We start from the raw sequence: 13,297 nt of genomic DNA, 5'->3' as shown, positions 1-13,297 counted from the left end.
CGGGCCAGCGCCAGTCGAAAACCGCTAGCGGAACGCGGCCCCGGCGTCGTCCGGCAGGCTGATGACGCTCGGAGACTCTCCGCGCAGCCAGCCGGTTGCGTCATCCGCAGGTAGCGCCTTGGAGAAGAACCAGCCCTGCGCGGCCGGACAGCCGAACTCGGCGAGCCGCCGCCAGGCCGCCGCGGTTTCAACCCCCTCGGCGACGACACGCACGCCGAGCGCCGCGCCGAGATCGATCATCGATCGGACGATGACCGCGTCGTCCTCGTCCCCGGTCATCCGGCCGACGAACGAACGATCGATCTTGATCTCGCTGACCGGCAGCCGGCGCAAGTGGACGAGGGAGGAGTAGCCGGTCCCGAAATCGTCGAGCGAGATGCTGACGCCGAGCTCGTGCAGGGCGTCGAGCGTCACCGCGGCCCGGCCGGGATCGGCCATCAACATGCTCTCGGTGACCTCGAGCTGCACCGTCGTCGGGGCAAGACCGCGTCCGGCCAGCTGGCCGCGCAGGTAATCGACGAACAGCCCGTCATAGAGGTCCCGCGCGCAGACGTTGACGGCCACGGGCACGGCGAGTCCCATCTCCTCCCAACGCGCCGCCTGGTCGAGTGCCGATTCGACCGCGAAGTGCGTGATCCGGCGCATCAGTCCGCTGCTCTCGGCCAGCGGGAGGAAGTCGTCCGGCTGGAGCAGCCCGCGTTCCGGGTGGCACCAGCGAAGCAACGCCTCGACGCCCGTCACGGCCCCGGTAACCATGTCGACCTTGGGCTGGTAGTGCATCGCAAGCTCGCCACTGGACAGCGCCCGGCGCAGATCCCCGGACAGGCCGAGCCGGCTCGGCGAGTGCCGGTCCCGATCCGCCGAGTAGATCTCGATCCCGGTACCCGATTCCTTCGCCAGATACATGGCGACGTCCGCCCGCTGCATGAGGGTCGCGACGTCCGGGGCGTGCGCCGGGTAGAGCGCGATGCCGAGAGAACCCTCGATGTCGAAGGACATCCCCTGGTGTCCGAACGGCTCGACGAGTGCCCGGTGCACCCGGTCCGCGATGGCCTGCGCCGCAGGCAGCCCGCGGACAACCGGGAGCAGAACCGCGAATTCGTCCCCACCCAGGCGGGCAACCGTGTCACCGGGGCGCAGCGCCGCCGACAGCCGGGTGGCGACCAGCTGGAGGAGGGCGTCCCCCGTGGCGTGACCCAGGGTGTCGTTGACCTCCTTGAACCGATCGAGGTCGAGCAGGAACAGGGCCACCGGTTCGCCGGTCCGCTCGGACCGCTCGATCGCGTCCCCGGCACGGCGCAGCAGCAACTTGCGATTCGGCAGACCGGTCAGCGCATCGTGGTGGGCCTGGTGCTCTTTCTGCAAGGACACCGAGGCGGTCGCGTACACCGCGGCGATGGGCAGGATCAGGAGGGGAACCAGTGCGGGGTCGCGTTCCATGACAACGACGACGATCGGCGACAGGGCGAGCAGGGCGCCCTCGGTGAGAGCGCGGTAGCCCAGATGGTGTGCGTAGATCTCCCGCAGCGGTAGGCGCTGATGCTGGGCGACCGCCTTGGTAACGAGCAGGTCGTTGCAGAGGAAATACATCAGCGCCGCGACGGTGATGATCGGCAAGTCACGGCCGGCGAGCAGTAGCGGGTGTCCGATGGAGGCGCCGACGCCGCCTATAGCCAGCACAGCCGCGGCGGCGCTCCAGGACAGCGCGTACTGCGCGACGTTGAACGTCGTGCGCCAGGGAGCCCGGCGTCGGACCGTGTCCGCCACGACAGTCGCGACCGTCTGCATGAGCAGAGCGACCGGCAGGCCCCAGTGCAGGAGCAACGCGAACACAAAGGCGGTCGAGATCGTGACGCCGTTCTCGTCGGGGCTACCTGCGGTGACCAGCGGGCGGAGCTCCGCCAGGGCGAGCAGCACGGCCACCGTGAAGAAGGCCGCACCCAGACCCGGAATGGCCGACCAGGGCAGCCGGGCGAGCGACCAGCCGGTGACCGCGAGCCCGAGCAGGCCGACGCTTCCCAGGTACCACCAGAAGCCGGCACCCGCCGAGCGCGGGGCGGCCACGGCCTCGGCCCCCGCGGCTCGTGACACGCATCCCCCTTGGTGACCGGAAAAGGCAGGCGACTGGTCAGCCGATCATGCCGGGGGCGGGGCCGATCGTCAGTGAGCCACGCCGGCCGCAGCCTGCGGACCCCGCTCGAGCAGAACCTCGAAACCCTGCTCGTCGAGGATGGGGACGCCCAAGGCCACCGCCTTGTCGTACTTCGACCCCGGCGAATCGCCAGCGACGACAAACGACGTCTTGCGGCTCACCGAGCCAGCGACCTTGCCGCCACGGGACTGCACCGACTCGGTCGCCTGGTCCCGGGAGAAGTTGGGTAGGGAACCGGTGACGACGACGGTGATCCCCTCGAGTGGGCGGGGCCCTGCCGCCGTCGACCGCTCCGTGAAATCGACCCCAGCCAGGCGCCATCGCTCGACGATCTCCCGATGCCAGTCGACCGTGAACCAGTCGAGAACCGACCGGGCGATCGTCGGCCCGACGCCATCGACCACCGCTAGCTCCGCCTCCGAGGCCGCAGCGATCGAGTCCAGCGAGCCGAACTCGCGAGCCAACGGCCGGGCGGCCTCCGGGCCGACGTGGCGGATCGAGAGCGCCACCAGGTACCGCCAAAGGGGCCGGGACTTCGCGCGCTGGAGGGCGTCGAGGAACTTGGCGGCATTCGTCGACAGGCTGCCGTCTTTGCGGGTGAAGAACGGGCAGCGTGCCAGCATCTCGGCGGTGAGCCCGAAAAGATCGCCCTCGTCGCGCACCAACCCGCAGTCGAGCAAAGCCGACGCGGCCTCGTAGCCGAGTACGTCGATGTCGAGGGTGCCCCGGTGCCCGATGTGAAAGAGCCGCTCCCGAAGCTGCGCCGGACAAGTCCGGGCATTCGGGCACCTGACGTCGACCTCGCCCTCGGGACGGGCCAGCGTGGTGCCACACGCCGGGCAGGCCGTGGGCATGACGAATTCCCGCTCGCCGCCGTCGCGACGGGCCACGACCGGGCCGACGATCTCTGGGATGACATCGCCAGCCTTGCGCAGCACGATGAAGTCACCGATGAGCACACCCTTGCGTCGGACCTCATCCTGGTTGTGCAGCGTCGCCCGGGCCACCGTCGATCCGGCGACCCGCACCGGGTCGAGCACACCGAACGGCGTGACCCGCCCCGTTCGGCCGACGTTGACCTCGATGTCGAGAAGTCGGGTGACGACCTCCTCGGGCGGGTACTTGACGGCAATCGCCCAGCGCGGGGCCTTCGATGTGGAACCGAGCCGACGCTGTAGCGCGAGGTCATCCACCTTGACTACGACCCCGTCGATCTGATGTTCCACATCGTGGCGGTGGGCGCCGTAGAAGCCGGCGTAGTCCTTGACCTGCGCCAGCGTTTCGACGACTCGATACCGGTCGCTGACCGGTAGGCCGAATTCCGACAGCGCAGCGTAAGCCTCGGACTGGGACGCCGGCGCGAAGCCGCGTCGGGCGCCCAGGCCGTGCAGCAGCATCCGCAGTGGGCGGCTCGCGGTGACCCGAGGGTCCTTCTGTCGCAGCGAGCCGGCTGCGGCGTTGCGCGGATTGGAAAAGGGGGCCTTCCCCGACTCGACCAGGGTGGCGTTCAGAGCGTCGAATTCGGAGACCGGGAAGAACACCTCCCCCCGGACCTCGAGCAGCTCGGGCACCCGGTCGCCCCGAAGCCGGGCCGGGACGTCGCCGAGGGTACGGATGTTGGAGGTGATGTCCTCGCCGGTGCGCCCGTCGCCCCTGGTCGCGCCGCGGACGAGGCGACCCGACTCGTAGACCAGGTCGACCGCGAGCCCGTCGATCTTCAGCTCGCACAGGTATCCCTGCGGGGTCGCCCCAGCCTCGCGTTCGAGCCGACTGTTCCACGCGTCCACGTCTGCGTCGGTGAAGGCATTGTCGAGGCTGAGCATCCGTTCCAGGTGCTCCACCGGGGTGAACAGCGTCGAATAGGAACCGGCCACCTTCTGGCTCGGTGAGTTCGGCGTGCGCAGCTGCGGGTAGCGCTCCTCGATCCCGGACAGCTCGCGCATCAGCGCGTCGTACTCCGCGTCGCTGACCGTCGGCGCATCGGAAACGTAGTAGCGGAAGGCATGCTCTTCGAGCTCCCGGGACAGCTCGGAGTGTCGATCGACCTCCGCCGCCGGGATCTCGACGGTCACCGGGCCGACTCCGGTGCCTCCGCGAGCAGTTGAGCGCTCCGCCGGCACAGGTCGAGGGCCGTGCGGACCCAGCCGGGCGAGGCGCCGGCGAGACCACAGGTCGGGGAGACCGCTACTCGCTCGGCCAGCGTCTCGGGCGCGAAACCTAGCCGGCGCCAGAGCCGGCGCAAGGGGTCGGCCAGCTCGCGGACGGCGGGTGCGACACCGGGGCCGAGCGCCGGGACCGTCCCGGCGATCAGCCAACCGCCCCCGTCGACGAACTCGCCGAGCGCGTCCTCGTCGGTGAAGCGGGTGAGGTCAAGGCTGACGGCGGTCGCGCCCGCGGAGCGGAACAAACGCAAGGGTGCGTCATCGGCGCAACAATGCACCGCCGGCACCGCCGGCACGACCGAGCAGGCGGCCAGCACCCGGGCCAGGCCGGCTTCAGCATCAGGCTCGGCCACCACGCGCACGCGACCCCAGCCGCTCGGCGTGGGGATCCGGCCGGCGAGCACTCCCGGAAGTCCCGGTTCGTCGACCTGACAGATCAGCCGTGCCGCCGGGAGTCGGCGGGAGACCGCGGTCAACAGGCGAACGGTTCCCTCCGCGAGGGCGTCGGTGAGGTCGCGGACCGCACCGGCATCGCTGAGCACGCGGTGTCCGCGCGGCAACTCGAGCGCGGCCGCCAGCGTCCAGGGGCCGGCGACCTGAACCTTGAACGGACCGTTCCAGTCGGCCCCCGCCACGGCCAGCACGTCAAGGTCCGCTTCGAGCAGGTCGCGGGCCCGGGCCTCGTCCCGACCCGGCCGGTCGACCAACCGCCAACCACTCGGCTGGACATCTGCATGCAACTCGGCGAGATGGGCGACCCCGCGGCCGACCAGATCCGCCCCGAGTCCGCGCGCGGGCAGCTCGGGAAGATACGGAACGGACAGCTCGCCAAGAACCAGGCGAACCGCCGCGTCCATGTCCTCGCCCGGCATCGACCCAACCCCGGTCGCGGCACCCGGCGCCCAGGGCGCAGCGGTCACGCCCGCCGACCACCCCGGCGGGGAGCGGCGCTGGCCTTCCGGGCCGGGGTCCTCGCGCGGGTAGCCGCCGCCTTCCGGGCCGGGGTCGTCGCGCGGGTAGCCGCAGGCGCCCGCTCCGGGCGGCTCGGCAGGCGCGGCTGTGCCTGCGTCCGGCCGCCCCGGCCACGCAGCCACCCGAGGTCGGCCTCCAGCGCCGCGATCAGCTCGGCCCGGTCGGCGGTCGCCGTCCGAACCGCCAGGCTGTAACGCGAAATGACGTCGAGATCGGTCAGCTGTACCCGGTCGCCCATAGACCGAGCCTAGCCGTGGTCGCCGCGCGAAGGAGCGGTCCATGCCCGGAGAAACGCCGCCTCCGTCTCGGCGGTCATCCGCTCCTCGATGTCACGCAGGCGCGGCGGCGCGCCGCTCCGCAGCCAGGCCCACGTGTCGGCCACCGTCTCCTCGACCGGTCGGCATCGAAGGCCGGCCGCCTGCGCACGGTTCGGATCCGCGTCCTGCAGCGCGGCCGCTCCACCTGCGAACGGAAGCCAGATGGGCACGCCGATCCACGGCTCGATGCCCGCATCCAGAATGGCCTGCTCGTCCACCCAGACCAGCTCAGCCACCCCCCCGGTCACCTGCCGGCAAATCTCCAGCAGAGCGCCGAGCGTCGTGTGCCCGGGGCGGCTGACCGTGATGTATACCCCGGAGAGCCCGCGGTCCGGAGCGTCGAGCAGCCACCCCACCAGGTCGCGCGCGTCGATGTACTGAAGCGGGCGCGTGGGAGGAGCTGGCGCCAGGACAGGTCCCCCGCGCAGCATCCGATTGAGCCACCACGGCAAGCGGCCGATGTCCTCGTACGGGCCGAGGATGAGGCCCGGCCGAGCGATCAGCGCCCGGGCCCCGAATACGTCGCGAACCGCGAGTTCCGCCCCGCGCTTGCAAGAGGCGTAGTCGCCTTCTTCGGCATCCGGTCGAGCGTCGACGGTCGGGGCATCCTCCGTGGCCCCCGGCAGCGGGGGCCAGCGGTGCGCGGACAGGCTGGATACGTAGGCGTAGCGGCCCACCGAATCGGCGAGCCGGCGAGCGGCGTCGAGGACAACCCGCGGCGGCCCGGCCCAGGTATCGAGGACGAAGTCCCACTCCCGGCCGCCCAGCGCGTCCAGACCACCCGGAAGGGTCCGGTCGCCCAGGATCGCCTCGACCCCGGGCGGGCTGTTCCCGGTCAGGCCGCGGTGAACGATGGTGACCTCGTGACCGCGGGAAACGGCCAGCTCCAGGGCCGTTCGCCCGACGAATCGGGTGCCCCCTAGGACCAGCACCCGCACGTCAGGCCGTGCCGCTTATAGTCGCCGCTCCCAGTACCGCATCGTCGTCGTAGATCACGATGGCCTGTCCCCGGGCAACGCCGAAGGCCGGCGCCTCCAGTGCCACCTCCAGGTGACTGCCGGCCAGCTGAGCTCGGCAACGCAGCGGTTCGCCGTGCGCGCGCATCTGAGCAAGGTATCCACGATCGGGCACCGGTCCGCCGCGGGGAAACACCGGACGGCTGCCGGCGATAGCCCGGACGGCCAGCGCCTCCCGTGGCCCGACCGTGACCCGCCGATCGACCGGCGACACGTCCAGCACGTACCGCGGGCGGCCGTCGGGCGCGGGCCGGGCGAGGCGCAGGCCCCGGCGCTGCCCGACCGTGTACCCGTAGGCACCCGAGTGGGAGCCGACAACCGCGCCGGACGCCGCGTCGACGATGTCGCCCGGCGCATTGCCGAGCCGGGTCTGCAGGTACCCGGCGGTGTCACCGTCCGCGATGAAGCACACGTCGTAGCTGTCCGGCTTCTCCGCGACGGCTAATCCCCGCCGGGCCGCTTCCGCGCGGACATCGGTCTTGCGGGATCCCCCCAGCGGGAACATGGCACCGGAAAGCTGATCGCCGGTCAGGCTGCCGAGCACATAAGACTGGTCCTTGTCGGGATCAGCAGAACGATGCAGGACCCCATCGACCATGCGGGCGTAGTGCCCGGTGCAGAGCGCCTCGAAGCCGAGGGCACGGCTCCGGGCCAGGACGGCCGAGAACTTGATTCGCTCGTTACAGCGCAGACAAGGGTTGGGGGTATCACCTGCAGCGTATGTCGCGACGAAGTCCTCGACCACGTCGGCTTGGAACCGCTCGGCGAGATCCCAGACATAGAACGGAATACCCAGAAGGTCCGCTGCGCGGCGGGCGTCATGGACGTCCTCAAGGGTGCAGCACCCACGAGAACCGGTCCGGGCTGCCGCCGGTGCGAACGACAGTGCGAGATGCACCCCGGTGACCTCGTGACCCGCATCGACGGCGCGGGCAGCCGCGACGGCCGAGTCGACACCGCCCGACATCGCCGCGAGGACCTGCACCCTCAGCTCCGGCGGGCGGTAGCCAGGGCGGCCCGGCGGGCCCGCTCCACAACCGGGCCGATCGCCTCGATGAGGGCATCGACGCACGCGGAAGTCGAGGTGTGGCCGAGGCTAAACCGGAGCGATCCCCGAGCCCGCTCCTCGGACTGCCCCATCGCAAGGAGCACGTGACTGGGCCGGGCCACTCCCGCCGAACACGCCGACCCCGTCGAGCACTCGATGCCACGGGCGTCGAGCAGCAGGAGCAGGGCATCCCCCTCGCATCCGGGGAAGGAAAAGTGAGCGTTCCCGGGCAACCTACGCGCCGAATCCAGGCTGGCTTCCCCGTTGAGGACGGCATCGGGCAGCGTCTCGAGGGTGCGCCTGACGAGATCGTCGCGGAGGTCGGCGATCCGGCGGGACCGCTCGGCCAGGTGCGTGGTCGCGATCTCGGCGGCAATCGCAAGCCCCGCCACCGCCGGCACGTCGACCGTGCCGGAGCGCACGTCCCGCTCCTGCCCACCGCCGTGGAGCAGCGGCGCGCAGGCGACGTCCCGGCCGAGGAGCAGCGCGCCGGCACCCACCGGGCCGCCGAACTTGTGTCCGGTCACCGTCATCGCGTCGACCCCACTCGCTGCGAAGTCGACGGGGACCTGACCGATCGCCTGAACCGCATCACTGTGCACCGGAATGCCGTACTCATGGGCGAGGCCGGCAATCTCCGTGACCGGCTGGAGAGTTCCCACCTCGTTGTTCGCCCACATCACGCTGACCAGGGCAACGTCGTCCGGATTGTCCGCGAGCGCGGCGGCGACCGCGTCAAGGCGGAGGCGGCCGTTGGGGTCGACGGGGAGCCAATCGACGACTGCCTGCTCGTGCTCGACCAGCCACTGCACGGAGTCGAGCACCGCGTGATGCTCCACCGCTCCGGCCAGTATCCGCCGGCGACGAGGGTCCGCCGCCCGGCGCGCCCAGTAGATGCCCTTGACCGCCAGGTTGTCGCTCTCCGTGCCGCCGGCGGTGAATACGACCTCGCTGGGCCGCGCGCTGAGTGCAGCGGCGAGCTGCTCCCGCGACTCCTCGACCACCCGACGGGCCCGGCGACCGGCCGCGTGCAGCGAAGAGGGGTTGCCGGTCCGGCCGAACTCGGCAGCCATCGCGGCAACCGCCTCGGGCAGCATCGGCGTTGTCGCCGCATGATCGAGATACACCATCGATCCCAGCCTAATCCGGCGCGCGCCACGTGGGTTCCCGGGCGGGCGCCGAGCAGCCGCCCGCGTGGGCTCCCGAGCAGCCGCCCGCGTGGACTCCCGGGCAGCCGCCCGCGTGGCTCCCGGGCACGCGCCGAGTGGGCTCCCGGGCAGGCGCCGAGTGGGCTCCCGGGCACGCGCCGAGTGGGCTCCCCGGCACGCGCCGAGTGGGCGGTCCTGCTCCTCCGCCACGCTCCGAGTGGGCGATCCGCCCCGGCACAACCGCCCACTCGCGGCTCCCGGCCAGCCCCGGTAAGCCCGGTCAGCCCCGGTCAGCCCCGGAGCACGATCCGCCGGGTCAGCGGGCTTCCCTCCGGTGGGATGAACTGGCCGGGCAAGGATCCAACGATCTGGCTGGGCAGCTGACCCGAGGCGGCGCGGATATCGGCGGCGGCGCCGACCGCCGCCTCCGCCGGGTCACCGGGCGCGGCCAGGTGCACAAGCAGCTGCGCGGTCCCGTCCCGACCACGGCGACTCAACTCGAGCCGCCAGTCGGACAGGTCCGTGCGTCCGGCCAGCGCACCGGCTACGGCTCGCAGGTCGACCGCACGATCCGATCCGGTGACTCGGACGACCATCGCACCGCGGCGCAGGTCCAGGCTGGGCACTCGGGGCACGGTGCGACCGCACGCCGGACACGGCGCGGTCTCGATCGGACCGCCGACCACGTCCCCGGTTCGCCAGCGCAACAGCGCGCTGCCACGGAAGCCCAGCTGCGTGAGGACGATCTCCCCGGCTCCGCCGCCGGGGTACCCGTCGGCCGTGTCCGGGTCGACGAGCTCCACCAGGTCGAGGTCCGGATACGTGTGCAGGCCGGTCGACCCGCCCGCGCCGCGTCGGCACTCGCCCCAGAGCACCCGGGATCCGCTGGGCGCATGGACGGCGAGCGTGACCCCGTCGGCGGCTCCGCGCCCGGCCGCGAGCGCCACCTCCGCCGCCCGGCGTTCCGCGGCGGTCGGCACCCCAACGAGTAACAGCGTGTGCAGCGCGCTCAGATCGGAACCGGCCCCGACCAGTCCCTCGACCAGGTCCGCGGCGGTATCGGCGGGAACGGCGAGCGCCGTCGCCGGCAGGTAGCGCAAGGCGGTCGAAATCTCGGCAACGTCCGCCGACAGGAGCATCGCCGGGCTACCGGCACCCAGAGCAGCGAGGCGGAGCGCGACTCGCTCGCTGCCCCTGTTGTTCGGCAGCGCAGCGAGCAAGACGTCGCTGGAGCGTAGGCCGAGGACCTGCCAGAGCCGGGCTCCGGCCCGGGTCACGAGATCGAGGTCCCCCCGCGTCGACGCCAACGGGTAGCGAAAACCCAGCCCGGCATAGACGAACGACGTCGGTCGGCTGTCCGCCTCGACCACCTGGCGGTAAGCGTCGGCGGACGCCAGTCGGCGCAACATCGCCCGGCGCAGGGTCAGCCCGTTCGCATGCACGGGCCAGCCGCGTTCGCTGACCTGGAGCACGAGGGCCGCCATCCCGGCCGGGTCGCCGTCCGGGCACACATCCCGCTCACCGACCGCCGGAATCCCGGACAGCCCCGGCACGCCCCGAATCGAGCCCGCACCGATCCCTAGAACGCGGAGCCGGTCCCGCCAGAACGGCGAGAACGGCACGAGCGCATCCGCAAGCTGAGCCCGCAGCGCGGCGTCCTGCGCCTTCGCGAGATCGGTCGAGCTCTTCCGGTCCCAGGTGGTCACGGTCAGCAACCCTAACGGCCGCCCGGTCAGGCCCTGCGCTTCTCGATCTCCGCGACCACCTGTGGAACGACCTGGAACAGGTCGCCGACAACACCGAAGTCGACCAGTTCGAAGATCGGGGCCTCCGGGTCCTTGTTGATGGCCACGATGGTCTTCGACGTCTGCATCCCAGCCCGGTGCTGGATCGCACCGGAGATGCCAACCGCAACGTAGAGCTGGGGCGAAACCGTCTTCCCGGTCTGCCCGACCTGGTTCTGGTGCGGGTACCAGCCTGCGTCGGTCGCCGCCCGGGAGGCACCGACGGCCGCTCCCAGCGCGTCGGCCAGCGACTCGACGACCGCGAAGTTCTCCGCGCCCCCCAGGCCACGACCACCGGAGACGACGATCGCCGCCTCGGTCAGCTCGGGGCGGCCCCCCTTCTTCTCCATGACCCGTTCGAGCACCCGGGCGCCCTTCGCGGCGTCGCCGACGGTCACCGTGACCTGCTCCTCAGTCGCCGTTGCGGGCGCGGCCTCCGGTGCGGTCGAGTTCGGCCGGACCGTGATGATCGCGGTTCCGACGGTCACCGAGGCCTGAACCCGAACCGCGCCACCGAAAATCGACTGCTCGGCCACGAGGTTCGCACCCACGTCAACCGCATCGGTGATCACACCTGAGTCGGTCCGCACCGCGAGCCGGCCGGCAATCTCTTTGCCCTCTGCGCTCGACGGGATGAGGACGGCGGATGGCGACGCGGAACCGATGATCTGTGCCAGGACGTCGACCTTCGGAGCGACCAGGTAGCTGTCGTACTCCTCGCCGGAGGCAACGTAGATTTTCGTCGCACCGTATTCGGCCAGCTTGTCTTTGGCGTTCTCGTATCCGGTGCCGATGAATACCGCGGCCGGCTCACCGAGCCGGCGGGCCAGGGTGAGCAACTCGTAGCTGACCTTCTTGGGTGTCCCGTCGACGTGCTCGACGAGGACGAGGACCTCGGCCATCGGGTCGTTCCTTCCTCGGGCGGGGACGGGTCAGATGAATTTCTGGGCGGCGAGGAACTCGGCGAGCTTCGCTCCGCCGTCGCCTTCGTCTTTGACGACCTGACCAGCCTGCTTCGGCGGCCTGGCGGCAAACGAGTCGACCTTGCTGCGTGCCGCGCCGAGGCCAACCTTGTCCGTATCGATTCCGGCATCGGCACAGGACAGCGTCGTCATCGGCTTCTTCTTCGCCGCCATGATTCCTTTGAAAGACGGGTAGCGAGGTTCGTTGATCTTCTCCACGACGCTGACGACCGCCGGGGTCGAGCCCTCCACGACGTCGTAACCGCTGTCGGTCTGCCGCTCGATCTTGATCGTGGAACCGTCGACGGTGACGCTGCGGGCGAACGTGAGCTGACTGGCCCCGAGCCGCTCGGCGAGCATCGCGGGCAAGACGCTCATCCGAGCATCGGTGGACTCCGAGCCGAGCAGGACCAGATCCCACGACACCGTGCCCAGAGCCTGGGCCATCGCATAGGAGGTGGCGAGCGCATCCGATCCGTGCAACGCGTCGTCAACGAGGTGGATAGCGGCGTCGGCACCCATCGACAGAGCCTTGCGAATCGTCTCGGCGGCTTTCTCGGGACCCATCGTCAAGACGGTCACCTCGCCGCCGTGCGCCTCCTTGATCCGCAGCGCCTCCTCGACCGCGTACTCGTCGAGCTCGTTCATGACACCGTCGACGGACGCGCGATCGACCGTCGAATCGGACGGATCGAGCTTCTTCTCCGCCCAGGTATCGGGGACCTGCTTGACGCAGACGACGATGTTCATGGTCGGGGGCCGACCTCCCGTGCGAGCCGCGGCGCGCGGGTCGCGCCGGCGGGCATTGCGGGCACAGCGTACGAAGGGCTCCAGGAGCCCGAGCAGCCGGCCACTTCGCTGGAGGTTACCGTAGGCGAGCCTGGTGCAAACTCGAGCAAGTAGCAGTTTTCAGCGCCCGGCGAACCGCGCCTTCCCCGGGCCTTCCTCGATGAAGCTCCGCATCCCGGCAGCCCTGTCCTCGGTTGCAAAAAGTGCTGCAAACGCCGCCCGTTCGATCGTGAGACCCGTGTCCAGGTCGACCTCCAGCCCGGCGTCGATGACCTCCTTCGCCGCCCGCAGCGCGAAGGCCGGACCGGCCGCAAACTGCGCGGCCCATGCGCGGGCCGACGGGTAGACCTGTTCAGCGGGGACGATCGTATTCACCAGTCCAATCGCCAAAGCTTCTTCCGCTTTAACGAACCTCCCAGTGAAAATCAGCTCTTTCGCCCGAGACGTTCCAACCAGCCGGGGTAGACGTTGCGTACCGCCGGCGCCCGGGATGATTCCGAGCAGGATCTCCGGCTGGCCGAGCCGGGCGGTTTCTGAGCAGATCCGGTAATCAGCCGCCAGGGCGATCTCGCATCCGCCACCCAACGCGTACCCGGTGATCGCAGCGACGACCGGCTTTGGGATTTTTGCTACGGCCGTCACCGCCCCCATGAGGCCGCCGGCCCGTTCCACCATGTCGGTGTAGGACATGTCCGCCATGTGCTTGATGTCCGCACCGGCCGCAAATACCTTCGGGCCGCCGTACAGCACGACCGCCCGAACGTCACCGCGGTCGGAGGCCTCCTCCGCGGCCGCGCGCAGCTCCCGATGCACCGTGTCGTCGATCGCGTTCATCGGCGGCCGATCGAGGCGGATCGTGCCGACCGAGTCCTCGACCTCGAGCCTGACGAACTCGGGCATCCGCTCTCCTCACGCCGGCCTGCGATCCGGGGAGTTTACCGGGCCGG

11 protein-coding genes are annotated in these 13,297 nt (G+C 70.6%); all 11 read right to left on the bottom strand.

Annotated elements, in window-relative coordinates; translation table 11 throughout:
- Positions 1-24 precede the first annotated feature (24 nt).
- The gene (locus tag VNG13_14700) at positions 25-2,091 is read right to left on the bottom strand and encodes an EAL domain-containing protein (GenBank protein HVA61765.1); all 2,067 of its coding nucleotides are present in this window, start codon (positions 2,089-2,091) and stop codon (positions 25-27) included.
- 69 nt (positions 2,092-2,160) lie between these two features.
- The gene (ligA, locus tag VNG13_14695; protein ID HVA61764.1) at positions 2,161-4,224 is read right to left on the bottom strand and encodes an NAD-dependent DNA ligase LigA; all 2,064 of its coding nucleotides are present in this window, start codon (positions 4,222-4,224) and stop codon (positions 2,161-2,163) included.
- A complete protein-coding gene (locus VNG13_14690) occupies positions 4,221-5,234 on the bottom strand; it encodes a methionine synthase (GenBank protein ID HVA61763.1) in 1,014 nt (337 codons plus the stop codon). Before VNG13_14690 ends, ligA begins: the two co-directional genes overlap by 4 nt.
- Positions 5,231-5,524: a hypothetical protein gene (locus tag VNG13_14685; GenBank protein ID HVA61762.1), complete on the bottom strand. Its 294-nt coding sequence runs from the start codon at positions 5,522-5,524 to the stop codon at positions 5,231-5,233. The genes VNG13_14690 and VNG13_14685 overlap by 4 nt, the downstream gene beginning before the upstream one ends.
- A gap of 9 nt (positions 5,525-5,533) precedes the next feature.
- Complete coding sequence (locus VNG13_14680; GenBank protein ID HVA61761.1) at positions 5,534-6,541, bottom strand: NAD-dependent epimerase/dehydratase family protein; 1,008 nt, start codon at positions 6,539-6,541, stop codon at positions 5,534-5,536.
- Position 6,542: 1 nt separating this feature from the next.
- Positions 6,543-7,604 carry a tRNA 2-thiouridine(34) synthase MnmA gene (gene mnmA, locus VNG13_14675; protein HVA61760.1) on the bottom strand — a complete coding sequence of 354 codons (1,062 nt, stop codon included), beginning with the start codon at positions 7,602-7,604 and terminating at the stop codon, positions 6,543-6,545.
- Positions 7,605-7,606: 2 nt separating this feature from the next.
- On the bottom strand, positions 7,607-8,797 hold the full coding sequence (locus VNG13_14670) for a cysteine desulfurase family protein (protein HVA61759.1): 1,191 nt from the start codon (positions 8,795-8,797) through the stop codon (positions 7,607-7,609).
- Positions 8,798-9,105: 308 nt separating this feature from the next.
- Positions 9,106-10,521 (bottom strand): hypothetical protein, encoded by a 1,416-nt coding sequence (locus tag VNG13_14665; GenBank protein ID HVA61758.1) that lies wholly within the window; start codon positions 10,519-10,521, stop codon positions 9,106-9,108.
- Between the two features lie 26 nt (positions 10,522-10,547).
- Positions 10,548-11,501 (bottom strand): electron transfer flavoprotein subunit alpha/FixB family protein, encoded by a 954-nt coding sequence (locus tag VNG13_14660; protein ID HVA61757.1) that lies wholly within the window; start codon positions 11,499-11,501, stop codon positions 10,548-10,550.
- A gap of 30 nt (positions 11,502-11,531) precedes the next feature.
- Entirely contained in the window at positions 11,532-12,311 is a 780-nt protein-coding gene (locus VNG13_14655) for an electron transfer flavoprotein subunit beta/FixA family protein (protein HVA61756.1), read from the bottom strand.
- A gap of 159 nt (positions 12,312-12,470) precedes the next feature.
- Complete coding sequence (locus VNG13_14650; GenBank protein ID HVA61755.1) at positions 12,471-13,250, bottom strand: enoyl-CoA hydratase-related protein; 780 nt, start codon at positions 13,248-13,250, stop codon at positions 12,471-12,473.
- Between the last annotated feature and the right edge of the window lie 47 nt (positions 13,251-13,297).

Source organism: Mycobacteriales bacterium, from assembly GCA_035533475.1.
In the GTDB taxonomy this organism is placed as follows: domain Bacteria; phylum Actinomycetota; class Actinomycetes; order DATLTS01; family DATLTS01; genus DATLTS01.
This window is presented reverse-complemented; position numbering and strand designations above follow the sequence as displayed.